At 68.3% G+C, this 25,379-nt stretch carries 25 protein-coding genes; 11 read left to right on the top strand and 14 right to left on the bottom strand.

Annotated features, from left to right (window positions below):
• Positions 1-36: 36 nt before the first annotated feature.
• The 4 genes from HUN07_RS10035 to HUN07_RS10020 all read left to right on the top strand — a co-directional run bounded on the left by HUN07_RS10035 (position 37) and on the right by HUN07_RS10020 (position 4,681).
• Positions 37-1,203: a hypothetical protein gene (locus HUN07_RS10035; protein WP_174909479.1), complete on the top strand. Its 1,167-nt coding sequence runs from the start codon at positions 37-39 to the stop codon at positions 1,201-1,203.
• A gap of 3 nt (positions 1,204-1,206) precedes the next feature.
• A complete protein-coding gene (locus HUN07_RS10030; protein ID WP_174909477.1) occupies positions 1,207-1,989 on the top strand; it encodes an SDR family oxidoreductase in 783 nt (260 codons plus the stop codon).
• Positions 1,990-2,011: 22 nt separating this feature from the next.
• Entirely contained in the window at positions 2,012-3,160 is a 1,149-nt protein-coding gene (locus tag HUN07_RS10025) for a sulfotransferase family protein (protein ID WP_174909475.1), read from the top strand.
• A gap of 117 nt (positions 3,161-3,277) precedes the next feature.
• Positions 3,278-4,681 carry an alpha/beta hydrolase domain-containing protein gene (locus HUN07_RS10020; RefSeq protein WP_174909473.1) on the top strand — a complete coding sequence of 468 codons (1,404 nt, stop codon included), beginning with the start codon at positions 3,278-3,280 and terminating at the stop codon, positions 4,679-4,681.
• On the opposite strand, the gene HUN07_RS10015 is transcribed toward HUN07_RS10020, so the two are convergent.
• Positions 4,671-5,417 (bottom strand): alpha/beta fold hydrolase, encoded by a 747-nt coding sequence (locus tag HUN07_RS10015; protein ID WP_174909471.1) that lies wholly within the window; start codon positions 5,415-5,417, stop codon positions 4,671-4,673. The two genes, HUN07_RS10020 and HUN07_RS10015, sit on opposite strands and share 11 nt — an antisense overlap.
• A gap of 416 nt (positions 5,418-5,833) precedes the next feature.
• Between HUN07_RS10015 and HUN07_RS10010 the strand changes: the two genes are divergently transcribed.
• Entirely contained in the window at positions 5,834-6,766 is a 933-nt protein-coding gene (locus HUN07_RS10010) for an MFS transporter (protein ID WP_174909469.1), read from the top strand.
• 36 nt (positions 6,767-6,802) lie between these two features.
• Here HUN07_RS10010 and HUN07_RS10005 read toward each other — a convergent pair whose 3' ends face one another.
• Genes HUN07_RS10005 through HUN07_RS09980 form a run of 6 tightly spaced genes read right to left on the bottom strand, consistent with a single transcriptional unit; the run spans position 6,803 to position 13,748 of the window.
• Positions 6,803-8,050, bottom strand: a complete 1,248-nt coding sequence (locus HUN07_RS10005) for a TerD family protein (RefSeq protein ID WP_174909467.1) — start codon at positions 8,048-8,050, stop codon at positions 6,803-6,805.
• Positions 8,051-8,088: 38 nt separating this feature from the next.
• On the bottom strand, positions 8,089-8,961 hold the full coding sequence (locus HUN07_RS10000) for an HAD family hydrolase (protein WP_174909465.1): 873 nt from the start codon (positions 8,959-8,961) through the stop codon (positions 8,089-8,091).
• A complete protein-coding gene (locus HUN07_RS09995) occupies positions 8,958-10,067 on the bottom strand; it encodes a cysteine protease StiP family protein (RefSeq protein ID WP_174909463.1) in 1,110 nt (369 codons plus the stop codon). Before HUN07_RS09995 ends, HUN07_RS10000 begins: the two co-directional genes overlap by 4 nt.
• Entirely contained in the window at positions 10,064-11,371 is a 1,308-nt protein-coding gene (locus HUN07_RS09990) for a phosphoribosyltransferase family protein (protein ID WP_174909461.1), read from the bottom strand. The genes HUN07_RS09995 and HUN07_RS09990 overlap by 4 nt, the downstream gene beginning before the upstream one ends.
• The gene (locus HUN07_RS09985) at positions 11,368-12,525 is read right to left on the bottom strand and encodes an HpcH/HpaI aldolase/citrate lyase family protein (RefSeq protein WP_174909459.1); all 1,158 of its coding nucleotides are present in this window, start codon (positions 12,523-12,525) and stop codon (positions 11,368-11,370) included. The genes HUN07_RS09990 and HUN07_RS09985 overlap by 4 nt, the downstream gene beginning before the upstream one ends.
• A gap of 29 nt (positions 12,526-12,554) precedes the next feature.
• Positions 12,555-13,748 carry a hypothetical protein gene (locus tag HUN07_RS09980; RefSeq protein WP_254622883.1) on the bottom strand — a complete coding sequence of 398 codons (1,194 nt, stop codon included), beginning with the start codon at positions 13,746-13,748 and terminating at the stop codon, positions 12,555-12,557.
• 166 nt (positions 13,749-13,914) lie between these two features.
• On the opposite strand from HUN07_RS09980, the gene HUN07_RS09975 reads away from it, so the two are divergent.
• The 5 genes from HUN07_RS09975 to HUN07_RS27265 all read left to right on the top strand — a co-directional run bounded on the left by HUN07_RS09975 (position 13,915) and on the right by HUN07_RS27265 (position 17,445).
• Positions 13,915-14,490 (top strand): TerD family protein, encoded by a 576-nt coding sequence (locus HUN07_RS09975; protein ID WP_114722211.1) that lies wholly within the window; start codon positions 13,915-13,917, stop codon positions 14,488-14,490.
• Between the two features lie 191 nt (positions 14,491-14,681).
• A complete protein-coding gene (locus HUN07_RS09970) occupies positions 14,682-15,260 on the top strand; it encodes a TerD family protein (RefSeq protein WP_174909457.1) in 579 nt (192 codons plus the stop codon).
• 61 nt (positions 15,261-15,321) lie between these two features.
• Positions 15,322-16,440, top strand: coding sequence for a DUF475 domain-containing protein (locus tag HUN07_RS09965; protein WP_114722212.1), 1,119 nt, complete (start codon positions 15,322-15,324; stop codon positions 16,438-16,440).
• Between the two features lie 26 nt (positions 16,441-16,466).
• Positions 16,467-17,150 carry a TerD family protein gene (locus HUN07_RS09960; RefSeq protein ID WP_114722213.1) on the top strand — a complete coding sequence of 228 codons (684 nt, stop codon included), beginning with the start codon at positions 16,467-16,469 and terminating at the stop codon, positions 17,148-17,150.
• A 166-nt stretch (positions 17,151-17,316) separates the two neighbouring features.
• A complete protein-coding gene (locus HUN07_RS27265; RefSeq protein ID WP_302675480.1) occupies positions 17,317-17,445 on the top strand; it encodes a hypothetical protein in 129 nt (42 codons plus the stop codon).
• A gap of 76 nt (positions 17,446-17,521) precedes the next feature.
• Here HUN07_RS27265 and HUN07_RS09955 read toward each other — a convergent pair whose 3' ends face one another.
• On the bottom strand, positions 17,522-17,977 hold the full coding sequence (locus HUN07_RS09955; RefSeq protein WP_114722214.1) for a tellurite resistance TerB family protein: 456 nt from the start codon (positions 17,975-17,977) through the stop codon (positions 17,522-17,524).
• A 168-nt stretch (positions 17,978-18,145) separates the two neighbouring features.
• On the opposite strand from HUN07_RS09955, the gene HUN07_RS09950 reads away from it, so the two are divergent.
• Positions 18,146-18,682, top strand: coding sequence for a MarR family winged helix-turn-helix transcriptional regulator (locus HUN07_RS09950; RefSeq protein ID WP_174909455.1), 537 nt, complete (start codon positions 18,146-18,148; stop codon positions 18,680-18,682).
• A gap of 66 nt (positions 18,683-18,748) precedes the next feature.
• Here the strand turns inward: HUN07_RS09950 and HUN07_RS09945 are convergent, their stop codons facing one another.
• Genes HUN07_RS09945 through HUN07_RS09920 form a run of 6 tightly spaced genes read right to left on the bottom strand, consistent with a single transcriptional unit; the run spans position 18,749 to position 25,373 of the window.
• Positions 18,749-19,525 (bottom strand): enoyl-CoA hydratase, encoded by a 777-nt coding sequence (locus HUN07_RS09945; protein WP_174909453.1) that lies wholly within the window; start codon positions 19,523-19,525, stop codon positions 18,749-18,751.
• Entirely contained in the window at positions 19,522-20,433 is a 912-nt protein-coding gene (gene mmsB / locus HUN07_RS09940; protein ID WP_174909451.1) for a 3-hydroxyisobutyrate dehydrogenase, read from the bottom strand. Before mmsB ends, HUN07_RS09945 begins: the two co-directional genes overlap by 4 nt.
• A complete protein-coding gene (locus HUN07_RS09935) occupies positions 20,430-21,524 on the bottom strand; it encodes an enoyl-CoA hydratase/isomerase family protein (RefSeq protein ID WP_174909449.1) in 1,095 nt (364 codons plus the stop codon). Before HUN07_RS09935 ends, mmsB begins: the two co-directional genes overlap by 4 nt.
• Entirely contained in the window at positions 21,521-22,669 is a 1,149-nt protein-coding gene (locus tag HUN07_RS09930) for an isobutyryl-CoA dehydrogenase (protein WP_114722219.1), read from the bottom strand. Before HUN07_RS09930 ends, HUN07_RS09935 begins: the two co-directional genes overlap by 4 nt.
• A 48-nt stretch (positions 22,670-22,717) precedes the next feature.
• Positions 22,718-23,863, bottom strand: coding sequence for an acyl-CoA dehydrogenase family protein (locus HUN07_RS09925; protein ID WP_174909447.1), 1,146 nt, complete (start codon positions 23,861-23,863; stop codon positions 22,718-22,720).
• Between the two features lie 4 nt (positions 23,864-23,867).
• Positions 23,868-25,373, bottom strand: a complete 1,506-nt coding sequence (locus HUN07_RS09920) for a CoA-acylating methylmalonate-semialdehyde dehydrogenase (protein ID WP_114722221.1) — start codon at positions 25,371-25,373, stop codon at positions 23,868-23,870.
• Positions 25,374-25,379: the final 6 nt, after the last annotated feature.

The following is a 25,379-nucleotide window of genomic DNA, read 5'->3' as shown; positions in this document are numbered from 1 at the left end:
GTACATATTTGTACCACCGGATAGAAGGAGCAAGGTGTGCTGACGGATCCACTCGCCGAGGCCATGGCCGAGGCCGAGAAACTGGTCGAGAGCGCCCCCCATATTCGGTCGGAGCAGGACCTGCTGGAGGGGATGCAGTACCTCGCCGGCGGAATCCTCGCGACCGTCCACGCGGCTTGGGCCACCGAGAAGACTCATCCGACCTTCATCCAGGGCACCGGGCCGTACACGAAGATGGGCCTCGACAATCCCGACACCCTGTACTTCGGGGCGCGGATCAACGACGACGCCGAGTACATCGTGACCGGAACCCGCGGCACCACCGCCGACCTGAGCTTCCAGGTGCTCAGCGGCAACTACACCAACGCGAACGTGCCGGGCAGCGAGATCGCCTTCGACGACCGGGAACTCCACATCGAGGACGACGGGACGTTCGTCGCCACGTTCGGGCCGAGTCCGGCGGACGGGCGACGGAACCACTTCACGCTTGCACCGGGCTCGAGCCAGCTGGTGGTCCGCGAGGTCTACAGCGACTGGAGCCAGCAGCGCGGCACCATCCGGATCGAACGCGCCGACCGGATCGGTGTCCCGGTGCCGCCGCTCACGAAGGAAGAGACCGAGAAGCGGTTCGCGCGCGCCGGCAAGGCACTGGTCACCCGCGTCAAGACGTGGCTGCAGTTCCCGCAGTGGTTCTACGACAACCTGCCGGTCAACACGATGACCGCACCGCGGCTCACCCCGGGCGGCCTGGCCACGCAGTACTCCTCGGTGGGCCACTACGAACTCGCCGACGACGAGGCGATGATCATCACGGTGCCGAAATCCGATGCGCCGTACCAGGGTTTCCAGCTGGGCAGCCTGTGGTACATCTCGCTCGACTACATCAATCACCAGACGTCGCTGAACAACACCCAGGCGCAGGTCGATCCGGACGGAATGATCCGGATGGTCCTGAGCGAGCACAACCCGGGCGTGACCAACTGGCTCGAGGCCCTCGGCCATCCGCGCGGCTACCTGCAGTTCCGGTGGCAGCGGACGTCGCGGGAGTTCACGCCCGAGGACGGCCCGACCGTCGAGGTGGTCAAGCTCGACGAGATCGCCGCGAACCTGCCGTTCCACGAACACAACAAGATCACGCCGGAGGACTTCGCCGCCCGCATCGCGGCGCGCCAGTCTGCCGTCGCCGACAGAATGCTGGGGTAGGACATGACAAATCTGTTGCAGGACAAGGTAATCGTCATCTCGGGCGTCGGTCCGGCGCTCGGCCGGACACTCGCGCTGCGTTGCGCCGAAGCCGGTGCCGACCTGGTGCTGGCCGCGCGCACCCAGTCGCGACTCGACGAGGTGGCCAAGGAGGTCACCGATCTGGGCCGACGCGCGGTGACGGTGTCGACCGACATCACCGACGACGCCTCGGCCGCCCACCTGCTGGCCGCCACCACCGACGCCTTCGGCCGGGTCGACGGCCTGATCAACAACGCGTTCACGGTGCCGTCGATGAAGCCGTTCGGCCGCACCGACTTCCAGCACATCCGCGACGCGATCGAGCTGACCGTGCTCGGTGCGCTCCGCCTGACGCAGCTGTTCACCCCGGCTCTGGCCGAGTCCAAGGGTGCGGTCGTGAACGTGAACTCGATGGTGCTGCGGCACTCGCAGGAGCGCTACGGCAGCTACAAGCTCGCCAAGTCGGCGCTGCTCGCGATGTCGCAGTCGCTCGCCACCGAACTGGGACCGCAGGGCATCCGCGTGAACTCCGTCGCGCCCGGCTACATCTGGGGCGACACGCTGAAGAAGTTCTTCGAGCACCAGGCCGAGAAGTTCGGCATCACGGTGGACCAGGTCTACGAGCACACCGCGGCGAACAGCGACCTCAAGCGCCTGCCGACCACCGACGAGGTCGCCGACGCCGTGATCTTCCTGGCCTCACCGATGGCCAGCGCGATCACGGGCCAGTGCCTCGACGTCAACTGCGGCGAGTTCCACCACTAGAGCCGGCTTCTGAAGGAGCACCATGACTGAACGCACGACCGTCGGCACCGTCGAGGACCTGCACGCGTCCGCGACCAGGATGACCGGCCTCACCGACTTCGGCGTCGACGACTACACCGAGGCTCTCGGCGTACTGCTCGACTCGTACGCCCGCGACGAGGACCTGACGCCGTTCGGCAGCAAGATCTCTCGCGTCTTCCTCCGCGGCGCGCTGGTGGCGAGGCTGCTGAGCGAGGCGGCCTGGAAGCAGTTCCCCGAACACGCCGACGTGCAGATCGAGCGTCCGATCTTCGTCACCGGCCTCCCCCGCACCGGCACCACCGCACTGCACCGCCTCCTGACCGTCGACCCCGCGCATCAGGGTCTGGAGATGTGGCTGACGGAGATGCCGCAGCCGCGGCCGCCGCGCGACACGTGGGACTCCAATCCCGTGTTCCAGGCGATCGAACAGCAGTTCAGCCAGCACCACGTGGATCACCCCGAGTTCATGGGCGTGCACTACATGTCGGCCGGCGAGGTCGAGGAGTGCTGGCAGCTGCTGCGCCAGACCTTCAAGTCGGTGTCGTACGAGTGCCTGGCGAACCTGCCGACGTACTCGACATGGCTGCAGGGCCAGGACTGGACCAACGCCTACGCCCGACACAAGAAGAACCTCCAGCTCATCGGCCTGCCGGACCGCGACCGGCGGTGGGTCCTCAAGAACCCGAGCCACCTGTTCGCGCTCGACGAGTTGATGGCGGTGTACCCGGACGCGCTGATCGTCCAGACCCACCGTCCGCCGAGCACCATCATCCCGTCGATGTGCAGCCTCGCCGAGCACGCCACCGAGGGCTGGTCCAACACGTTCCGCGGCGAGGTGATCGGCCGCGGCCAGCTGGACCTGTGGGCACGCGGGCTCGAGGACTTCACGGCGGCGCGGGCCAAGTACGACCCGGCCCAGTTCATCGACGTCGACTACCGAGACTTCGTCGCGGACCCGTTGGGGACGGTCGAGAAGATCTATTCCCAGTTCTCGATCCCGATGTCCGACCAGGCACATCGCGAGATGGAAGACATGCATTCCGAGAGCCACTCCGGCAACCGCAAACCGGCCCACCGGTACACGCTCGAGGAGTACGGGCTCACCGCCGAGGAGGTCGACGAGCGGTTCGGGGACTACGCCGGGGGCTGAACCGAGAAAGAGTCCCACCCAGCGAGACCCTAGTGTGATCGTCGCCACACCGACGCGTTAGGTTTCACGCGTGGGGGCTGCAACGGCGCAGTCCCCTGTCAGAGAGGCTCGATCCGAATGTTCCTGCACGCAAGACGATTCGACACCGACCGCGACCGACTGCCCGACGGGATGCACAGTTCCCCCGGGACTGCGACCTCCGTCGACCTGGCGGCGGCCGGTTACACCGAGCAGGAGTTCTTCCTCAGCGGCACCGCCACGGCGTACCGCGAGGACGGGGCGTGGGAATCCGACGGACGGTGGGGGGTCGCCGAGGCCGGGCAGGCCCCGTACCGGACGCGGTTGCTGGTGCGGGCGCCGAAGGATCCGAGCCGTTTCAACGGCACCGTCGTCGTCGAGTGGCTCAACGTCAGCGGCAACGTCGATGTGGACGTCGACTTCGGCTACATGCACTCCGAGTTGCTGCAGGGCTACGCGTGGGTGGGTGTCTCCGCTCAGGCGGCCGGCGTCAACAGCACCGGCGGCAGCCCGCTCGGACCCAACGTCGTCGGGCTCAAGGCGTGGGATCCGCAGCGCTACGGACCGCTGCACCACCCGGGCGACGCCTACTCGTACGACATCTTCTCCCAGGCCGGGGCGGCACTGCGCGCACCGCGCGGTGCCGCCCCGCTCGCCGGACTGGTGGTGGAGAACCTGATTGCGACCGGCCAGTCGCAATCCGGATTCCGGATGCTCACGTACGCCAACGCGATCCATCCGCACGCACGGGTCTTCGACGGTCTCTTCGTCCACAGCCGCGCCGGGTTCGGGGCTCCGCTCGGCTCCGGATCCGGTGTCGCGGCGCTCGACGGGCCGGACGGCCCGACGGTGGTCGCGCCCGCCCGGGTGCGAACGGACCTCGACATCCCGGTGTTCCAGGTCCTCACCGAAACCGAACTGTTCGAACTGGGCGGGGGACCCGGCCCCAAGTCGTTCGTCGCCGCCCGCCAACCGGACACCGACCGCCTCCGGACATGGGAGATCGCGGGCACCGCGCACTCCGACGCGCACGCCCTGCGAATCCTCTACCCGCAGTACACCGCCCAGTTCGGGCAGATCCGGGATCTGAGCACCATGTTCGGGATCGTCAACGACGGCCCTCAGGCACAGGTCGTGTCGGCCGCGCTGCGTGCCCTGCGCACCTGGGTCACGGACGGTACCGCGCCGGCATCCGCCGAGCCCATCGAGACCACCGGCTCCGGCATCGTCCGCGACCGCTTCGGCAACGCCCGCGGCGGCGTGCGCACGCCGGCCGTCGAGGCCCCGGTCGCGGCGCTGACCGGAGAGACGGTTCGGGTGCCGAACAACGGCGCGACCGTGCCGCTCGACGCCGAGACGCTGACCGCGCTGTACCCGGACCAGGACACCTACGTCTCCCGGGTCTCCGAGGCCACCGATCGCGCGGTCGCGGCCGGCTTCCTGCGATTCGAGGACGGTCGAACCCTGGTCGCTGCCGCCCGCAGCACCTACGTCAGGAGCTGACCGGCGGCTGCCCGAGGTGGGCGCCGAGCAGGGCGTCGACGCGCTCCGGCGCCTCCTCCGGGATCCAGTGGCTGACTCCGCGGAGGATCTCGAACGTGTACGGCGCGTCGACGAACCGCTCCGTCCCACGCGCGCCCGCCTCCCCGACTGCAATGTCCCCGTCGCTCCACACATACAGGGTGGGGACACGCACCCTGGCGGACGTCGCACCGGGAGTGGTGAGCATCATCGCGCGATACCAGTTCAGTCCCCCGCGGGCTCGGCCACGATCATGCATCGCCGCGAGATCGCGGTCGGCCGCCGCCGCGGTCATCCCGCTCGCGAGGAGGTGACGTCGCACGAATTCTCCTGCCGCGAACGCCCGTTCGGGCAGGAGCGGCAGCTGGAACGCAAGCATGTACCACGACATCCCGATCTGGCGGCTCGTCATCAGCGCCCGCGCGAAGGCAGCAGGATGCGGCGCCGACAGGGCGGTGAGGGTCCGGACCAGGTCCGGACGACGGGCGGCGAGCGTCCAGGCGACGGCCGCACCCCAGTCGTGCCCCACCACGTGTACCGGACCGAGCCCGGACTGTTCGACGAGCGCGACGGTGTCCGCCGCGAGTTCGGAGAGCCGATAGGCCCACCGAGCGCGGGGCCGGGCCCCCGGCGAGCAGCCGCGCTGATCGACGGCAAGGGTCCGGAAGCCGCGACCCGCCCCGTCATGCCCGAACCCCCTCACGTCGGCGTGCGCCATCTCACGCTATCGACGCCCCCCTCGGCCCGTCGACGACCCGTCAATTGGACAAATGTCCAGTAGTTTGGTTCGAGTTCACCCATATCCGACATTCGCCTGCTAACTTCTAGACCCAGTGGCGTCGGGCCACATCCACCAGCTCACTCAGAGGACTAAACATGGGTTCCTTCTCCACGCTCAGCGCCGTCATCGACCTCGTCAAGACCATCATGCCGCTGATCCAGCAGCTCAGCTCGCTGAGCTGATCATCGCCAGCACGTGAGGGCCGGGTTCCCCAGGGAGCCCGGCCCTTGCGGCATCCGCGGGCGGAAGGCCGGACGCCGAATCCGCGCGCACGGCGCGCCATCGCGCGTCCGGGTTTCCATCCCACGGGAGCGAACTCGCGTGACCGGGCGCACATCCGCCATCGTCTGTGCATGACGGCCGACGACACGCTACGAACAACGCCCGGAACCGATCCGGACGCCGCGGGCGCCGCCACGAACGCGACGCGGGGACCGCGAACCGGCACGATCGTGGCACTCGGCTCCATGACGGCCCTGGGCCCCTTCACGATCGACATGCATCTGCCGGCCCTGCCGGACATCGCCTCGGCACTGGACTCCACGCCGTCGGGCGCGCAGCTCACCATCACCGGAACGTTGATCGGTCTGGCACTGGGCCAGCTCGTGGTGGGTCCACTGTCGGACAGCCTGGGCCGCAAGCGTCCCCTGGTCGCGGGGATCGCCCTCCATATCGTCAGTCCGCTCCTCGCGGTGTTCGCCACCGGCATCGCGATGCTCGGCGCCCTGCGCGTGTTCCAGGGCATGGGCGCCGCGGCCGCGGCGGTCGTCACGATGGCGATGGTCCGGGACCTGTTCTCCGACAAGGCCGTAGCTGTCGTAATATCCCGACTGATGTTGATCCTCGGTGTCGCGCCCGTGATCGCCCCCAGTGTCAGTGGCGCGCGGCTGGTGGCGTTGACGCTCGTGTCGAGTGTCGTGACGGCCTCGCTCTTCGCCTACGTCTCCGGGGCGTCCTTCGTGTACCAGGATCACTTCGGACTCGACCAGCAACAGTTCGCGCTCGTCTTCAGCGCGGGCGCCTTCTCGATGATCGGCGCAACCCAGGTCAACGTCCGACTGCTGCGCCGTTGGTCTCCGCTGCAGATCGTGCGGGCGTCGCTCACCGCCGCGCTGGGCTTCGGGCTGGTCGCGATCGTGTTCGCGCACTTCGAATTCGGCGGGCTCGCCGGGTTGGTCGCCGCCCTGTGGATCATGCTCGCCGCCATCTGCTTCATGCTGCCGAACGCCCCTGCGCTCGCGCTCGCCCTGGCCGTGATGATCGGGACTGCACGCCGGCAGCCGTGACACGCGCCGATCACGCGCGCCCGGCCGCCCGCGTCGTCAGTCGTTCAGGAAGCGGCCGAGGTGCGGAATGGCCTTGCTCGCGGTCTTCGCGTCGAAGCCCTCGCCGATCGCCTGCAGCTTCCACTCACCGCCCTGCCGGTAGACCTTCGCCATCGCGACAGCGGTGAAGGGCATTCCGCCCTGCAGCGTGAACCGCGCGAGTTCGGTCCCCTGTGGTGCGTCGACCAGGCGGCAGAAGGCGTTGGCGATCTGTTCGAAGGTCTGTCCCCGGAACGACGTGACGATGAAGACGATGGTGGTGACCGTGGGATCGACGCGGGTGAGATCCACGGTGATCACCTCGTCGTCGCCGGCGCCGTCCCCGGTGAGGTTGTCTCCGGAATGCACGACGGCCCGGTCGTCGGACTGGAGCGCGCCGTAGAACACGATGTCGGAGACCTTGGTCCCGGCGAACATCACGGCCGAGGCGTCCAGGTCGATGCTGGACGACGACCGCGACCCGAACAGTCCTCGGCTGCTGACGGGATCCCAGCCCAGCCCCATCCGGACCTGGGTCAGCGCCACCCCGCCGTCCTTACGGAGGGTGACCTTCTGCCCCTTGCTGAGGTTCACCCGCTTCTTCTTGGTGAGGCTGACCTCGGGCGCCTGCGGCGGTGCCGGGGCCGGTGGCGGCGCCGCATGCGTGCCGGCGGTGCCGCCGTTGGTGGACTGATGCGCGGGTGCCGCGGGCGGCACCATCGTGGGGGCCGCGCCGGTCACCGCGGGCGTGGGAGCAGGCGCGTCGTCGACGGACACTCCGTGATCAGTGACCAGTGCCGCGAATCCGCCGGCGTATCCCTGGCCGACGGCACGCACCTTCCACGAGCCCTGGCGGCGGTACAGTTCGAGCGCGATCACGATCGACTCGGTGTCCAGACCGTCGATGCGGTACTCGTACAACACGTTTCCGGAAGCATCGGAGAGTCGCGCGGTCGGCGGCGCCGAGCGACCGAAGCTGCTCGCGACGTCGTCGAGGGTGATGACCGCTCGCACCTGCTCCACGTCGGCCGGGATCGCCGACAGCGACACCGCCAGTTCCGCGGCCTGCCCGGGGGCACCGGGCTGCAGGCGCACGCCCGGCCCGGTGGGCTGGTTGAAGAACACGAAGTCGCTGTCGGAGCGGACCTTTCCCTCCGCGGTGACCAGCAGCGCGGACAGGTCCGCCGCCGCGGTGAGGACGATCGAGACGACGACATCGTTCACGGACAGGGCGGCGTTCTGCCCCTTGGTGAGCTCTTGGGGCACGGCGATCATCCTCTTCTGGTGGACGGTACGGGTCTCGGTCAGGTGCGCGGGGCGGTGGCGGTCGACGCGCTCGGGCCGGCCGGTCGAGCGGTCTCGGCGTGACGGAGGAACCAGCGCAGGATCTCCTCCCCCGCAGCGATTCCGCGTCCGGCCGTGACGGTCAGGTGCGGGTGCTGCCAGTCCAACGCGTCGAGTTCGCCGTGCCGGGGCCGGATCGCGGCGTCGGCGGCGGCGAGCATGTCGGCATCGAGCGCGCCGTCCCCGGCCGCGAGCGTCATCGAATCCGCGGCGATGGAGCCGTCGGCGATCAGACGTCGGCGAACCTCGGCCACCGCGGCACTCTTCGACACCGCGTTCGGCATCGTGTAGATCTTGCGGCCCTGTCGGGAGACGTTCCAGCCGCGCGCGGCGCACCACGCACCCCACTCGGCGAGGAAGCCGCCCGGCAACGCGGCGAGATCGACCACGAGATAACAGAAGAGCTGGTCGGCGACGCGGCAGTTGCTGACCCAGTCGTCGCTGATCCGAGACCGCAGTGCGGCGGTGACCTCGTCGAGCTCTGCACCCGCGCGCTGCGTGGCTTCGTCGATGCCGCTCCGCCACCGCGGATCCGAGATCCCGTCGACGAGGATGTTGCCGCCGTTGCTGGTGATGGCGTACCGCCACGGGCCGCCGGGCAGGGTGATGCGGCGGAACTGCTCGATCGTGCGGGTCGTGGTCGGGACCAGCACCGCAGCCCGCGCCACGGCCTGCAGGAGCGTCGCCCCGGTCTCGGTGACGAACGACAGCGGTGCGCCGTCGTAGTGCTCGACGCAGCGCATGTCGGAGTCGGTGGCCGTCGGGTCCGGGCCCATCGCGGCCCGCGAATAGATCATCGTCCGATCGAGGTCGGTGGCGACGAGAACGGTCATGTCACATCCTTGATCAGGCCCATGCAGGAGTACGCGAGGTCGGGCACGACCTCGACCGGGACGCCCCGGGCATCCGCGAGCAGACGGATGTGGGCGTGTTCGGGCGCATCGAGATCCCGGACCAGTACCTTCCACGGGACGCGGCGCAGCAGCACCCGGGTGGTCTCCCCCACGCCGGGCTTGACGTAGTTGATCGTCGAGATGTCGTACCGCGCGCGGATCTCCTCGACCGAGGCCCAGCCCGCCCAGGTCGGCGTGCGGTCGCCGGATCGGATGGCGGCGACGTCTCCCTCGACGGTCGCCTGCACGTCGGGGAAGCAGGCGCCGATCGTGTCGAGCAGATCGTTGGAGACGTCGGCGGCGGCGAGTTCGCGGTAGAACTTGGCGCCGTGGAACTCGCCGGGCGCGATCAGTGCGTCGTTGAGGACGGTGCGCGACACGAGTCCGGAGACTGTCGAATTGAGGCACGCCGACGCGATGAGGAAGTCGTCCCGGGTGCCGTAGGTGCGCGCACACGAGCCCGGATCGGCCAGGACCGCGAGGTCGGGATCGAACACCGCCCCGCCCGACGCGGCATAGGCCGCCAGCGCCGCGTCGAGCTCCCGCGTGATCGCACCCTTGCCGGTCCAACCGTCGACGAACACGACGGACGCCGGATCATGATGGGCGGCAAGGTAGTCCAGCGCCGCAGTGTCGATCCCGCGATCCCGGACGATCGACACCGCGTAGTGCGGCAGGTCGAGTCCGTGCATGCGCATCGCCCACCGGCGCATCAGGATCCCGATCGGGGTCCCGGCACGTGCGAGGGAGACGAGCGTGATGTCGTGGCCCCGCTCCTCGAGAATGAGTTCGGTGACCACACCCACCGCCCGGGCCAGGCGCTCGGCACTCTCGACGAGGACCTTGTCGAAGAGCTCCCGGTACTGCGCGTCCGGCTGGTACTCGATGGGCAGCGATTCGGCGTAGTGCGCGCGGCCCGACTGGATGCGCCGCTCACGTTCGGCGACATCGGCCTCGAGATCCACCCCGGACAGGTCCTTGAGCAACCAGCGGACGTCGGCCGCCGGGTACGAGCCGAAGTCGGGGCCGGTCAACGGCGCGGTCACGCCGGATCCTGTCGCATGCGGGCGAGGTACCGAGGGTCGGCAGCCGGGACCACCGCGAGCAGGACGTCGTTGCCCGCCGCGGTCAGCACGTCGAGGAGCCCTCCTCCGACGTGAAGGCGGTCGGTGTCGGCGGGAGAATCCGCGACGACGATCAGCAGCGGACGCACCGCCGGATCGTCGGGCCAGTGGGCGTTGTAGAGATACCGCGCCGCGGTGTCGTCCCCTTCGGGCGCGACGAAGGTGTATCCGCGGCGCAGCGGGTACCCGGGCTCGTCGAGCACGTACGCCGGTGAGCGCGTGGTGGTCTGGAACCGAACCTCTCGACCGCTCGCGCCGAGCGCGGCCGCCAGTCGCAGCGGCAGGTACATCAGCTCTTCGTGACCGATGACGACGGCCGGGTGGTCGGGGTCGACGCGGGTGGCCAGTTCCGTCGCCGCCGCCGTGATCGCCGCGTCGAAGTCGTCGGCGTCGGAGTGCAGAAATCCGTGCCGTCCACCGTCGGGTACCGCCGCCGGCCACGGCAACTCGATGCGTTCGACCGTGCCGCGGTCACCGGAGATCGGGTTGAGAACCGGGTCCGGCAGGGCGACGACCCGCTCGATCAGCCCCTCGGGGAGGACGGTGCGCCCGCTCGCGAGGCTCACGAAGTCGATGGTGACCCCGAGATCGGCTGCGGCAGCCTCTGTCTGGTCACGGTGGCGTCCGGTCCGCATGTCGACCAGCGACGCGACGATGTAGCGACCTCGCGGATGATGCGCGTGCAGCGCACGAATGGCGTCGACAGCCGTTGCACCGGTGGAGATCTCGTCGTCGACGAGGATCATCGGACAGTCGTCCGCCAGCAGATCCGGCGACGTGGGTTGCAGGAGATGGCTCGTCGCGTGGGAGTGCCCCTCCTCGAACCCGGCGAAGGTCCGGGCCCCGGGCACGTCGCGCCGGGTCGAATGCAGATAGCAGCGGGCTCGCATCCGGGTGGCGACGCAGTGCCCGAGACCGGTCGCCGTCTCGGCGAATCCGAGGACGGTGACATCGACTTCGGATTCGCGTTCGGCGGGGACCCCCAGCGCCGCGAGCACCAGGTCACCGAGCCGGTCACCGGCCGCGATGACGACGTCGGGCGCGGTCGGCAGATGCTTGCCGAGGACCGTCGACACCAGCAGGTGCGCGCGACGCGGATTGCGACGCAGTCCCGGCTCGACGAGTTGCGGGACGGTGTAGCCGGCGTCCGAATCGACGTGGTCGAGCGCGAGCCCGAACTCACGCGTCGCCCACGACTCGACGACCGGCGCCCCCGGAGCCGTCACCGCGTCACCAGCGCGGTCAACAGGTCGACGAACGTCACGCCCTTGTTGGTGACCCCGAACACCCGGGCACGGCGCAGTGTCGCCTCGGCCCAGTTCCGGTGTGGGCGAACCTCGTTCATCTTGTTCCTGTATCCCGACGCTTGTACACCACCGACCGCCTCGCTGCCGAGGATGTCGAGCGCGTCGTGGTACTCCTCGTGCGTGACCGCGGACAGCGCATGGACCGCCGCCACGTGGGACGGGTGGATGACGGTCTTGCCCTGGATGCCGTTCGCCCGATCCAGGGCGATCTCGCGCAACAGCCCGTCGAGGTCGCGACTGACGAGCTGCTGGCGGAAGAGCACCGCGTCGTGTTCGGCGAACGGGGTGGCCCGGAGCATCGGCCGGAACATTCGCTCGTGGTCGGCGAAGTACTCCCACACCGGGCCGGTGATGACGAAGCCCGTCCCGTCCGCGCGGCCCAGGTAGTTCACGACGTCGGCGATCACGTCGACGACCACTCGGACGTCGTAGATGGTGAGGTCCCGGTCCCGGCGGATCCCGAACGTGCTGCACATGTCGGTCGCGCCGAGTCTGACCGCGAGGACGCGGTCACGATGTCGCGCGAGCAGTTCACCGACCGCATGCAACTCGGCGTCGCGGCTCTGCCGGTGCACCAACTCCGGCGACTCGAGTACCGGCATCGCGTACAGGTGCTTGCCGAGCCGGTCGGACGCGTCCGCGATCTCGTCGAGGAACGCGCCGCTAGCACTGGTGAACTTCGGAACGACGAACCCGGTCAGCGCGACGACGCCGGTGGTGATTGCGTCGGTGATCGCCCGGATACCGTCCGGCGTCCGGACCCGCACGAACAGCAGCATGTTCGCCGCCACGGTCCCGGCGAGCTCGTCCAGCGCCGCAACTGCATTGGCCATGCCCGCTTCGACCTCGTCGTCCGCGACGGCGTCCTCGAGATCGAGCACCATCGAGCAGACGCCCTCGCTGCCGCGACGCAGGATCGTCGCGGTGAGGTCGTCACGCGTGGCCGGCACGTACAGCGTCGCACCGAGCGCGACGGCCAGCAGATCCCGGTCCGCGCTGTCGTCGAACGCCTCGGTCGGATGCAGGAACAGCGTCTCGGCGGCCGCCGCGTCGAGTTGATGGAAATGCCTCATCGCGCACGACTCGGTTGTAGTCCCCCATGTCATGGTGTGGCGCTCTGCCCTCTCATGCGTTGCACAATTCCAGCGACGAAACTCGACACGGCGTCGAGTTCGGTGATGTAGGCCCAGTAGTCCGGATGTGTCCCGGTCAGGCGGTCGACGGCGCGTTCGATCCGGTCCACCTGAGCGTCCAGTGCGGAACCCCACTCCGCGGCAAGCCCCGAATTGACCGCGAGCAACTGGGCGTCTCGAAGCCGAAAGCGTACGGCATCGACCTTCGCACGCGGGTCGGTGCGTACGTCGCGCAGGAGCCGGAGCCGATCGGTGACGGCGTCGACGAGGCCCTCCGCATCCGCCAGCGTTGCACGCACTCTCACGGTCAGCTCCGACGCGAGGTCGGGGTCGCCCGCGGCGAGCGCAGCCTGGGCCTCGGCGAACAGCACCTCGGACTGCTCGATCAGGCGCACACTCTCGCGATCGTTGCCGACCAGGTCGTCCGAACTCTCGGCGTTGAACTCGCGGAGGATCGACGAGTACGCCGGGCCGAGGTCCGCGGCCCGGTTCCGTACCGCGGCGATCCGGGTCGTCACCGACGACAGCGCATTCCGCGCCTGGCGCTCCCGGTCCGGTGCGGCCGCCAACGCGGATCCCAGCTCGGCCACCGCGTCGTTGAGGCGCGCGGCCGCGTCGCGGACCCGACGGATGTCGTCCTGCGCGCCCGCGCCGGCCAGCAGGAGCGAGGCCTCGTCGATGGCGGCGACCCCGGCCCGGACCGAGGAGTAGCCCGCGTACGGGCCCACCGCACTCCGGCGCGCGGCATCGGCGGCGGACTGCGCCTCGACGGCGATCCGTGGAATTGCGTCGAGCAACGACGCAGCATGCTCGAGATGCGCGCGGTGGGAGCCGTAGAACTCGTCCACGAGGTGGGCCGCGTCGATCAGCGCCCGGGTGGTCGCGTCGAGGTCGGTTACGGTGGCCCGTCCGCTGTCGGCATCGTCACATGTCGCCACGTACCGACTGCCGACCTCGTAACAACCGTCGCGCACCGACTGCCACTGCTGGTGGATCCCTTTGTCCGGATAGAGCCGATTCGATGCCGCAACCGACGACTCGGCGATACGCTGGCGGCCGTCCAGGTCGAGGAACGCGGCGGTCATGGTTTCGCGGGCACGACGCATCGCCTCGTCCTCGTCGCGGGACTCTCCGAAGAACCGTCCCGACCATCTACCGGCCACCGCTGCATCGTACTGGTTTGCCCGCATTCGCGACCTGGCGACCTGCGCCGTAACGCGATGTCATGTCGAACGATTATGGTGTTGCTGCACGATCGCTGTAACACGACATATCGGGCACGTGGCCGAAGGTTAGTGCCTGATTCCACACCACCGAAAGGACTCCTCGATGGGTGTCAGCTTGACCAAGGGCGGAAACGTCTCCCTCACGAAAGAGGCGCCGAACCTCACGGCGGTTGCAGTCGGTCTCGGCTGGGACGTGCGCAGCACCACCGGCACGGATTTCGATCTCGACGCGAGCGCGATCGGCGCGGGCGCCGACAAGAAGGTAATCTCCGACCAGCACTTCATCTTCTTCAACAACCTGCGCTCGCCCGACGGCTCGATCGAGCACGCCGGCGACAACACCACGGGTGCGGGCGACGGCGACGACGAGGTCATCAACGTCGATCTCGCGGCCGTTCCGGCGAACATCGAGAGCATCTTCTTCCCGGTCTCGATCTACGATGCCGACACCCGCGCACAGTCGTTCGGCCAGGTCCGCAACGCCTACATCCGCGTCGTCGACCGCGCCAACGGCAACGAGCTGGCCCGCTACGACCTGTCCGAGGACGCCTCGACCGAGACCGCGATGGTCTTCGGCGAGCTGTACCGCCACGGCGCCGAGTGGAAGTTCCGCGCGGTCGGCCAAGGCTACGCCTCCGGTCTGGCCGGCATCGCCCGCGACTACGGCGTCAACGTCTAGTCGTTCCGGCACGTTCCACCGATCGACCTGAGCGTGTGGCCGCGCGATCCGAACTACGATCCCGCGGCCACACGCGCCAGGAACCTCCGACGCTGCACGGGACCGGCAACGTTGCACGACAACAGTTCCCGATTCCCGTGGGCGTCCGCTTTCCCGTGTCCGAGATCCGCTGTCAACAGAGGAAACAGACCATGAGCGTCACGCTCACCAAGGGGGGCAACGTCTCCCTCTCGAAGCAGACCGACAACCTCACCACAGTCGCTGTCGGCCTCGGCTGGGACGAACGGGCCACCACCGGAGTCGCCTACGACCTCGACGCCTCGGCTCTACTGACCGGCGCGACCGGAAAGGTCCTCTCCGACCGGCATTTCGTCTTCTACAACAATCTGCGATCACCCGACGGTTCGGTCGAACACACCGGAGACAACCTCACGGGTGACGGCGACGGCGACGACGAGGTCATCAACGTCGACCTGATCGCCCTGCCGGCCGATGTGACCAACATCTTCTTCCCGGTGTCGATCCACGAGGCCGATGCGCGCGGTCAGTCCTTCGGCCAGGTCCGCAACGCCTACATCCGCGTCGTCGATCGCAACACCGGAATCGAGCTCGCCCGCTACGACCTGTCCGAGGACGCGTCCACCGAGACCGCGATGGTCTTCGGCGAGGTCTACCGCCGCGGTGCCGAGTGGAAGTTCCGCGCCATCGGGCAGGGCTACGCCTCCGGCCTGGCCGGCATCGCCCGCGACTACGGCGTGAACCTCGGCTGACCGAGTTACCCAACTCTGACGCCGGCCGCCGCGGTCGGCGACCCTACAGAACGGCCGCACAATGGTTCTCCGCATTTTCGGCGTCTCCTTAGTCGTCACTGTGCTCTCTCTCATCGTGGCTGGGATCTACGGCGGCCCCGAGGCCGTCTTCCTGGTCGCGATCCTGTCCATCCTCGAGATCTCCCTGTCCTTCGACAACGCCGTGATCAACGCCACCGTCCTGCAGAGGATGAGTGAGTTCTGGCAGAAGATCTTCCTCACGGTCGGCATCGTGATCGCGGTGTTCGGCATGCGACTGGTCTTCCCGCTGGTGATCGTCTGGGTCGCCTCCGGCCTGGGCCCGGTCGAGGCGATGCGCCTCGCTCTCAATCCGCCGGCCGACGGCGCGTCGCACTTCCCGGACGGCAGCGCGAGCTACGAGACGATCCTCACCGATGCGCATCCGCAGATCGCCGCGTTCGGTGGCATGTTCCTGCTGATGCTGTTCCTGAACTTCATCTTCGAATCGCGCGAGATCACCTGGCTCAGCTGGCTCGAGCGCCCGCTGGCCAAGATCGGCAAGCTCGATCAGCTCGAGGTCGTCGTCGCCGGCGCCCTGCTACTGGCGACCGCGTTCCTGTTCGCCGACGACGACAACCGCGGCACCATCATGGTGGCCGGTGTGGCCGGCCTGATCCTCTACATCGTCGTCAACGGCCTGGGCGAGTTGTTCAACCTGCCGGAGGAGGGCGAGGAGGCCGAACCGTCACGTGGGCCGTCCAACCTGGCGAAGGCCACCGGTAAGGCCGGCTTCTTCCTGTTCCTCTACCTCGAGGTTCTCGACGCGTCGTTCTCGTTCGACGGTGTGATCGGCGCCTTCGCGATCACCGCGGATCCGATCATCATCGCCCTGGGCCTCGGTTTCGTCGGCGCCATGTTCGTGCGCTCGATCACCGTGTTCCTCGTCCGCAAGGGCACGCTCTCGGAGTACGTCTACCTCGAGCACGGCGCGCACTGGGCCATCGGCGCCCTCGCGGTGATCCTGCTCGTGTCGATCGGCGTGCACGTCAACGAGCTGATCACGGGCCTCGTCGGCATCCTCCTCATCGGGGCCGCGTTCATCTCCAGCCTCGTCCGTAACCGCAAGGCCGGCAAGGACGGCGACGCTGTCGCCGAGCGCACTCCCGCCTCAGTCGGCTGACCCGACCCGAACCGAAGGAGCCACAGATGGCCATCGACTACACCCGCCGCCCCAGCACTCCCCCGGCCGGCGCGACGCCGCAGGGCGGTGTGAACCTCAGCAAGATCAGCCTGACCAAGAGTGCACCGTCGGTCAGCCTCACGAAGGCCGGTGAGCGCCAGGGCAAGATGCGCGTGAACCTCAACTGGTCGCAGGGCGGTGAGCCCCAGAAGAAGGGCTTCTTCGCCAAGCTGACCGGAGGCGGTGGCGGGGTCGACCTCGACCTGGGCTGCCTCTACGAGCTGACTGACGGATCCAAGGGCGTCATCCAGGCGCTGGGCAACAGCTTCGGTGCGCTCGACACCGCACCTTTCGTCCAACTCGACGGCGACGACCGGAGCGGTGCCGTCTCCGGCGGCGAGAACATGCACGTCAACCTGGACCGGCCGGAGATGTTCCGGCGGGTGCTGATCTTCGCGATGATCTACCAGGGTGCCCCCAACTGGGCGGCCGTCGACGGCGTCGTGACGCTGTTCCCGACGGTGGGTCCGCAGGTCGAGGTCCGCCTCGACTCGGCCGACAACAATGCCCGCATCTGCGCGATCGCGATGCTCGAGAACAACGGCAACGGCATCACGGTCAACCGTCTGGTCAACTACATCAACGGCAGCCAGTCCGACCTGGACGCCGCCTACGGGTGGGGTATGCAGTGGCAGGCAGGCCGTAAGTAGTTCCACCCTTCGCCGAACAGGAGCGGCAGCGCACGTGGCAATCCACGTGCGCTGCCGCTCCTGTAGTTCGTCCGGGCCGATGCCGACAGCGATCTCACTCTCCACGAGTGAGGACGCTCGCCCCCTGCCTCCACTAGCGTTCCCCGTACCGACGGGAGGACAGAGCATGTTCGAGTTCGTACGGCAGGCCCACCACGACGTCCGGCAGCTACGCGGGCCTCGACATCACCACCACCGCCACCACGGCACCAGTCGACGACGGGCGCTGCTGCGCGCCCGGCTCGAACACCACTGAGCGTCCCGCCCGGCGCAGAGCAATGCCCCCGGCGTTCACGGACCTGTCGAACGCCGAGGGCACGAAATCTGCAGGATCAGAGCTCGAACTCGGACGGATCGATGCCGACCGCGAAGCAGGCCTCCTTGACGGCGGCCTTCTCGTGCTGGTCGAAGTTGCCGTCCGCGCCACCGATGATGATGCCGATCTGGATGACCGCGCGCGCCTGCTCCGGCTTGGACTTCAGCTTGCCGATCGTCGCGGTGGCCTCGACCTTGCCGAAGTCGAAGTCTCCGGCCAGCTTGTCGCAGTACCAGTCGAACTTCTCACGCAGTTCGGAGGAGTCGAACACCTGCAGCGACTGGTTGTTCATGATGAGCGCTGCCGTCTTCTGACGCTCGGACGGATCGATGCTGCCGTCGGCGGCCGCGATCAGCGCGCACATCGCCATGGAGCCGTTCGCGAATTCCTTGTTCTTGAACTGCGCGGTCTTCGTCTGAAGCTGTCCGCTCATTTCCTGGGTCTTCGACTTGAGCTGATCCCAAAATCCCATGAGATTCCTCCTCGTTCACGCTCTGTATCCGCAGTACACCGGTCCGAGCCAGCCTAGCCGAATCAGACAGATCGGATACCGCCGCCGTCTGCCCCCAGAGCACGTCCGAGCGCGTTTCGGGGAGGGACAGCGGTCGATTCGCCCGGCGCAGCATGGGATGATCGACGCATGCCGTCACCGTCACCACTGCCGCTGGATCCGATCGAGGAAGCGCACCGCCAGTGGACGCAGCACGGCTGGGGCGCAGTGGCCGACGGCATGGCGGCCGTGACGTCGCTGATGCGGGCTCAGCAGATCATGATGGCGCGCGTCGAGAAGGCACTGAAACCGTTCGGGCTCACCTTCTCCCGCTACGAACTACTCACGCTGCTGACGTTCACTCGCTCCGGCGCCCTGCCGATGGCGAAGGCCAGTGCCCGCCTGCAGGTCCACCCGACGAGTGTCACCAACGCCGTGGACCGCCTCGAGGACGCGGGTCTGGTCCGGCGGGTGCCGCACCCGACCGACCGGCGTGCCACCCTCGTCGAGATCTCCGACGAGGGGCGCGCCCTCGCGCTGCGGGCGACCGAGGCGCTCAACGCGCAGGTGTTCGCCGAACCCGGACTCGCCCCCGAGCAGTTGGATTCATTGATCCGCGTCCTCACCGAACTGCGCTATCAGGCAGGCGATTTCGACACCGGCGACCAGCCGGGCAAGTGGCACTGAGATAACACCGAACGCGCATCGGCCCCGTACCGACGAGCGATACGGGGCCGATGCGCGTTCCGGTACTCAGTGGTGCCCGAAGTTGGGATCCCGCTTCTCGGTGAAGGCGGCCATGCCTTCCTTCTGATCCTGGGTTGCGAACGCCGAGTGGAACACTCGCCGCTCGAAGCGCACGCCCTCGGACAGCGTCGATTCGAACGCGCGGTTGACGGATTCCTTGACCATCATCGCGATCGGCAGCGACATGTCGGCGATCTTCGACGCCGTGGCGATGGCCTCGTCCATGAGGTCGATCGCCGGGACCACCCGCGCGACCAGACCGGCCCGCTCGGCCTCCTCGGCGTCAATCGTCCGCCCGGTGAGGCACAGGTCCATCGCCTTCGCCTTCCCGACGGCCCGCGTGAGTCGCTGCGAGCCACCGATACCCGGGAGGACACCCAGCTTGATCTCGGGCTGACCGAACTTCGCCGAATCCGCGGCGAGCAGCACGTCGCACATCATCGCGAGCTCACAGCCGCCCCCGAGCGCATACCCGGCGACGGCGGCGACGATGGGCTTGCGGGCCGCGGCCAGCCGGTCCCACGCCGAGAACCAGTCGTCGAGGTACATCTCCATGAACGACTTGCTCTGCATCTCCTTGATGTCGGCGCCGGCCGCGAACGCGCGATCCGAGCCGGTGATCAGGATGGCGCCGATACCGCGGTCGCGCTCGAAGTCGTCGACGGCGGCCACCACCTCCGACATCAACTGCGCGTTCAGCGCATTGAGCGCCTCGGGACGGTTGAGCGTGATCATGCCCACCCGCCCCGTGCGTCCGACCAGAATGGTCTCGTAGTCCGTCATCGAGTGCCTCCGTTCGACCTGTCCCTGATGTCCCTGATGATCGCCGAGAAGTCCTCGCCGCCGTGTCCGGTCTCGTGGAACCGCCGGTACAGCTCGGCCGCGCGCATGCCGAGCTCGGCATCGACACCGTTGGCGCGCAACGCGTTCGATGCCAGACCGAGATCCTTGTCCATGAGCGCCGCCGCGAACCCCGGCTGGTAGTTGTTGTTCGCCGGGCTCGTCGGCACCGGTCCCGGGACCGGGCAGTTGGTGGTGAGCGCCCAGCACTGCCCCGACGCGTTGGATGCGACGTCGAACAGTGCCTGGTTGCTCAGGCCCAGCTTCTCGCCCAGCACGAACGCCTCGCTGATCGCGATCATCGAGACGCCGAGGATCATGTTGTTGCAGATCTTCGCCGCCTGGCCGACGCCCGGACCGCCGCAGTGGACCACCTTGCGGCCCATCACCTCGAGCAGCGGGTGCGCCGCCTCGAAGTCCTCGTCGGCGCCGCCGACCATGAACGCGAGGGTGCCCGCGCTCGCGCCCATGACACCGCCCGACACCGGAGCGTCGACGCTGCGGTGTCCGGCCAGCTCGGCCAGCTCGTGGGCCGCGCGGGCGTCGGCGACGTCGATCGTGGAGCAGTCCACGAACAGCGTGCCCGGCCGCGCTGCCGCCAGCAGCCCACTCTCGTACAGGTCCAGCACGTGCTTGCCGCTGGGCAGCATCGTGATGACGACATCGGCGTCGGTGGCCGCGGCGTGCGCCGACGGGGCGACGGTCACGCCGTCTCGGCGGGCCTGGTCGAGCGCGGCCTCGGCGAGGTCGAACCCGTTGACGCGGTAGCCCGCCTTCGCCAGGTTCGCGGCCATCGGACCGCCCATGTGGCCTAGTCCGACGAACCCTACGGTGACATCGGTACTGCTCATCGCTGTTCCTCCCCACTCACGAGTGCCGCGGTCAGGCCCAGTTCGGCCTCGCCGAGCGACTCGAAGAATCGATCCACGTGTTCGTCGGTGACCGCCTCGAGGGTCGACGGCGACCATGCGGGGTTACGGTCCTTCTCTACCACCTGCGCCCGGATGCCCTCCACCAGATCGTGGGATCCGAGGCACGCCAACGACACCCGGTACTCCTGATCCAGCACGGCCTCGAGGCGGTCGAGCTCACGCGCGCGCCGCAGCGCCCGCAACGTCACCTTCGCCGCGGTCGGCGACTTCGCGAGGATCTGGTCGGCGGCGGCATCGGCCTCCGGGATGCCGCTGGAGCGCAGGTTCGCGACGATCTCCTCGACGGTGTCGGCCGCGTAGGCCGCGTCGATCCAATCCTGCCGGGCCGCCAGGTCCGACGCCGGCGCAGGCTCGGCGAACTCGGCGAGCGCCGACTCCACAGATCCGCCGACGAGTGCCTCCTCGAGGGCGGCGATCCGGTCGGACGGGACGAAGTGGTCGGCGAAGCCGCAGTGGATCGCGTCGCCCGCCGTCAAACGCGCCGTGGTGAGCGCGATATGGGTCCCGAGTTCACCGGGCGCCCGCGACAGCAGGTAGGTGCCACCGACGTCGGGCACGAATCCGATGCCCACCTCCGGCATCCCGATCATCGACCGCTCGGTCACGACCCGGACCTTGCCGTGCGCCGAGACGCCGACGCCGCCGCCCATGACGATGCCGTCCATGATCGCGACGTACGGCTTGCCGTAGCGGGCGATCGCGGCGTTGAGCACGTACTCGTCCCGCCAGAAGTCCCGCGAGCCGTTACCGCCCTCGCGGGCATCGTGGTAGATCGAGACGATGTCGCCGCCCGCGCACAGGCCACGCTCGCCGGCGCCCCGCAGCAGCACCGCGCGGACCGCGTCGTCGTCCGACCATTCGAGCAGCGCGGCGGCCATCTGCCGCACCATGGCATGGTTCAGTGCGTTGATCGCCTTGGGCCGGTTGAGTGTGATCCGCCCGAGGTCGCCGACCCGGTCGACAATGACCTCGCGGACCTCGGCGTCGTCGCTTCCGAGAGATTCGCTCACGCCGGGCCCGCCGATCCGACGACCGAGCGGGCCACCACGATCCGCATGATCTCGTTGGTCCCCTCCAGGATCTGGTGCACCCGCAGGTCACGCACGATCTTCTCCAATCCGTATTCCGCCAGATAGCCGTAGCCGCCGTGCAGCTGCAGCGCCTTGTTCGCGACGTCGAACCCGGTGTCGGTGGCGAACCGCTTGGCCATCGCGCACAGCTCCACCTTGTCCGCGGTGTCCGCGTCGAGCGCGTCCGCGGCCCGCCACAGCAGGGTGCGTGCGGCCTCGAGCTCGATCCGCATGTCGGCCAACTGGAACTGCAGCGCCTGCGACTCGATCAGCGCCGACCCGAACGCCTTGCGCTCCGCGAGGTACGCGACCGCCTTGTCGAGCGCGGCCTGCGCCCCGCCCACCGAGCACGCGGCGATGTTGAGCCGCCCGCCGTTGAGCCCCTTCATCGCGATCCGGAAGCCCTCGCCCTCGCCACCGAGCAGGTTCGCCGCCGGCACCCGCACCTCGTCGAGGATCACCTGGCGGGTGGGCTGCGCGTTCCAGCCCATCTTCTTCTCGTTGGCGCCGAACGACAGTCCGGGCGCGTCCTTCGGCACGATGAACGCCGAGATGCCGCGGGCGCCGACCGACCCGGTCCGCGCCATGACGACGTAGACGTCGGAGGTGCCGGCCCCGGAGATGAACTGCTTGACGCCCGTGAGGACGTAGTCGTCGCCGTCGCGAACGGCCTTGGTGCTCAGGGCCGCCGCGTCGGATCCGGCGCCCGGCTCGGTGAGGCAGTAGCTGCCCAACTGCTCCATCGACGCCAGTCCCGGCACCCAGCGGCGCCGCTGCTCGTCGTCGCCGAACTCGTCGATCATCCACGTCACCATGTTGTGGATGGAGATGTACGCGGCGATCGACGGGCAGCCCGTCGCGAGCTGCTCGAAGATGCGGACGCCGTCGAGTCGGGTCAGGCCGGAGCCGCCCACGTCCTCGCGGATGTAGATGCCGCCCATGCCGAGCGCGCCGGCCTTGCGCAGCACATCCACCGGGAAGTGCTTGGTCTGGTCCCATTCGATCGCGTTGGGCGCCAGGTACTCCGCGGCGAAGTCGCGCGCGGTGTCGCTGATGGCGCGCTCGTCGTCGGAAAGTCTGAACATTGCCTTCGCTCCTAGTTCGTCGTCAGGATCACGCTGTGGCCGCCGTCGTCAGAGAGATTTCGCGATGATCCCCTTCATGACCTCGTTGGCACCCGCGTAGATCTTCTGCACCCGTGCGTCCTCGTACATGCGGGCAACGAGGTACTCGCGCATGTACCCGTAACCACCGTGCAGCTGCACGCAGCGGTCGACGACCTCGCACTGTTTGTCGGTGAGCCAGTACTTCGCCATGGCCGCTTCCGCCGCGTCGAGGTCTCCCCGCAGGTGTTCCCGGATACAGTGGTCGAGAAACACCTCGCACGTTCGTGCAATCGTCTGACACTCGGCGAGTTCGAACGCCGTGTTCTGGAACTCGAACAGGCTGTGGCCGAACGCCTGCCGGGACTTGACGTAGGCGACGGTTTCCTCGACGGCCCGGTTCATGGCACCCGACGCCTGGGCCGCGATGATCAACCGTTCCTGGACGAGTTGCGCGACGAGCTGACCGAAGCCTCGGCCCTCCTCACCCAACCGGTTCGAAACCGGAACCCTCACATCGACGAAGGACAGTTCGGAGGTGTCCGCGGCGTGCTGCCCCACCTTGTCGAGCACCCGTCCCACCGTGAATCCGGGGCAGTCCCGCAGGTCGACGATCAACAACGAGATTCCCCGGGCGCCGGCCTTGGGATCCGTCTTGACCGCCAGGACGATCATGTCGGCCGACGAACCGTTGGTGATGAACGTCTTGGAACCGTTGACGACGTAGTGGTCGCCGTCCCTGACGGCCGTCGTCCGGATGGCCTTGAGGTCGGACCCTGCGCCCGGTTCGGTCATCCCGATGGCGCCGAGGATCTCCCCGGACGCCATGCCGGGCAGCCAGGTCCGCTTCTGCTCCTCCGTGCCGTACTCGTTGATGTAGTGCGCGACGATTCCGCTGTGTACGGAGACCCCGAACGCGAGGTCACCCGCATAGCCCTGCGCCTCGAACACCGCGAGATCGTGCGCGAACGTACCTCCGCCGCCACCGTATTCCTCGGGAATCGAGCAGCAGAGCAGTCCGAGCTTGCCGGCCGTGTGCCAGACGTCGCGATCGATGCGGCGCTGCGCCTCCCACTTCTCGTTGTTGGCGACGACCTCGCGTTCGAAGAATCCGGCCGCCAGTTCGGAGAGCGCCCTGACCTCGTCGTCGTGCCAGCTCGGCACGTACTTCTTCACCGCGTCAGTCCATCGTGGGGATGACGAAGTGGTCCGCATGCTCCTTGACACCGGAGGGCCAGCGCTGCGTGACCGTCTTGGTCTTGGTGTAGAAGCGGATCGAGTCCGGACCGTGCTGGTTGAGGTCGCCGAATCCGGACCGCTTCCAGCCGCCGAACGTGTGGTAGGCGATCGGCACGGGGATCGGGACGTTGACGCCGACCATGCCGGTGTCGACCCGGGCGCAGAAGTCGCGGGCGGTGTCACCGTCGCGGGTGAAGATCGCGACGCCGTTGCCGTACTCGTGCTCGCTCGGCAGGCGCAGCGCCTCCTCGTAGTCGTGCGCGCGCACCACCTGCAGGACGGGTCCGAAGATCTCCTCCTTGTAGATCCGCATCTCCGGGGTGACGCGGTCGAACAGCGTTGCGCCGGCGAAGAATCCGTCCTCGTGGCCGTCGAGCGTGAAGCCGCGGCCGTCGACCACCAGCTCGGCGCCCTCGTCGACACCGATCTGCACGTAGTTGTTCACCCGGGCCAGGGCGTCGGCGCCGACGAGCGGGCCGAAGTCGGCGTTCTCGTCGTCGGAGGTGCCGATCCTCAGCTTGCCGACCCGCTCGGTGAGCTTCGCGACGAGCGCGTCGGCGGTCTCCTCACCGACCGGCACGGCGACCGAGATGGCCATGCAGCGCTCACCGGCGGAGCCGTAGCCGGCGCCGACGAGGGCGTCCGCGACCTGGTCGAGGTCGGCGTCGGGCATCACGATCGCGTGGTTCTTGGCACCGCCGAAGCACTGCGCGCGCTTGCCGTGCGCCGCGGCGGTCTCGTAGATGTACTGCGCGATCGGGGTGGAGCCGACGAAGCCGAGGGCCTTGACCCGCGGATCGGTGAGCAGCACGTCGACCGCGCCCTTGTCACCGTTGACGACGTTGAAGACGCCCGGCGGCAGGCCCGCCTCGAGGAACAGCTCGGCCAGCCGCAGCGGCACCGACGGGTCCCGCTCGGACGGCTTGAGGATGAACGCATTGCCGCACGCGAGAGCGGGCGCGGCCTTCCACAGCGGGATCATCGCGGGGAAGTTGAACGGCGTGATGCCGGCGACCACGCCGAGGGGCTGACGCATCGAGAACACGTCGATGCCGCTACCGGCGCTCTCGGTGTACTCGCCCTTGAGCAGGTGCGGGATACCGACGGCGAACTCGACCACCTCGAGGCCGCGCTGGATGTCGCCCTTCGCGTCGGCGATGGTCTTGCCGTGCTCGGAGGACAGCAGTCGCGCGAGCGGCTCCATCTCCTCCTGGATCAGCTGCAGGAACCGCATCAGGACGCGGGCGCGGCGCTGCGGATTCCATGCCGCCCACTCCCGCTGCGCATCAACAGCATTCGCGATCACTGCCTCGGTCTCGGCCTTGTCGGCGAGCGGCACGCGCGCCTGCACCTGCCCCGTGTTGGGGTCGTACACGTCGGCGAATTGGCCGGACGTTCCGGGGGTGCGCTTGCCGCCGATGAAATGGGAGAGCTCTCGAACGCTCATTGTCCG

Source organism: Rhodococcus sp. W8901, assembly GCF_013348805.1.
GTDB lineage: Bacteria > Actinomycetota > Actinomycetes > Mycobacteriales > Mycobacteriaceae > Prescottella.
Note: the sequence above shows the minus strand (reverse complement) of the source record. Positions and strands in the feature narration are given on the sequence as shown.

Coding starts and splice junctions, on each gene's coding strand:
- HUN07_RS10030 (WP_174909477.1), top strand. CDS start 1,207: ATGACAAATCTGTTGCAGGACAAGGTAATCGTCATCTCGGGCGTCGGT.
- HUN07_RS10025 (WP_174909475.1), top strand. CDS start 2,012: ATGACTGAACGCACGACCGTCGGCACCGTCGAGGACCTGCACGCGTCC.
- HUN07_RS10020 (WP_174909473.1), top strand. CDS start 3,278: ATGTTCCTGCACGCAAGACGATTCGACACCGACCGCGACCGACTGCCC.
- HUN07_RS10015 (WP_174909471.1), bottom strand. CDS start 5,417: ATGGCGCACGCCGACGTGAGGGGGTTCGGGCATGACGGGGCGGGTCGC.
- HUN07_RS10010 (WP_174909469.1), top strand. CDS start 5,834: ATGACGGCCGACGACACGCTACGAACAACGCCCGGAACCGATCCGGAC.
- HUN07_RS10000 (WP_174909465.1), bottom strand. CDS start 8,961: ATGACCGTTCTCGTCGCCACCGACCTCGATCGGACGATGATCTATTCG.
- HUN07_RS09985 (WP_174909459.1), bottom strand. CDS start 12,525: ATGAGGCATTTCCATCAACTCGACGCGGCGGCCGCCGAGACGCTGTTC.
- HUN07_RS09975 (WP_114722211.1), top strand. CDS start 13,915: ATGGGTGTCAGCTTGACCAAGGGCGGAAACGTCTCCCTCACGAAAGAG.
- HUN07_RS09970 (WP_174909457.1), top strand. CDS start 14,682: ATGAGCGTCACGCTCACCAAGGGGGGCAACGTCTCCCTCTCGAAGCAG.
- HUN07_RS09965 (WP_114722212.1), top strand. CDS start 15,322: ATGGTTCTCCGCATTTTCGGCGTCTCCTTAGTCGTCACTGTGCTCTCT.
- HUN07_RS09960 (WP_114722213.1), top strand. CDS start 16,467: ATGGCCATCGACTACACCCGCCGCCCCAGCACTCCCCCGGCCGGCGCG.
- HUN07_RS27265 (WP_302675480.1), top strand. CDS start 17,317: ATGTTCGAGTTCGTACGGCAGGCCCACCACGACGTCCGGCAGCTACGC.
- HUN07_RS09955 (WP_114722214.1), bottom strand. CDS start 17,977: ATGGGATTTTGGGATCAGCTCAAGTCGAAGACCCAGGAAATGAGCGGA.
- HUN07_RS09950 (WP_174909455.1), top strand. CDS start 18,146: ATGCCGTCACCGTCACCACTGCCGCTGGATCCGATCGAGGAAGCGCAC.
- HUN07_RS09945 (WP_174909453.1), bottom strand. CDS start 19,525: ATGACGGACTACGAGACCATTCTGGTCGGACGCACGGGGCGGGTGGGC.
- mmsB (WP_174909451.1), bottom strand. CDS start 20,433: ATGAGCAGTACCGATGTCACCGTAGGGTTCGTCGGACTAGGCCACATG.
- HUN07_RS09930 (WP_114722219.1), bottom strand. CDS start 22,669: ATGTTCAGACTTTCCGACGACGAGCGCGCCATCAGCGACACCGCGCGC.
- HUN07_RS09920 (WP_114722221.1), bottom strand. CDS start 25,373: ATGAGCGTTCGAGAGCTCTCCCATTTCATCGGCGGCAAGCGCACCCCC.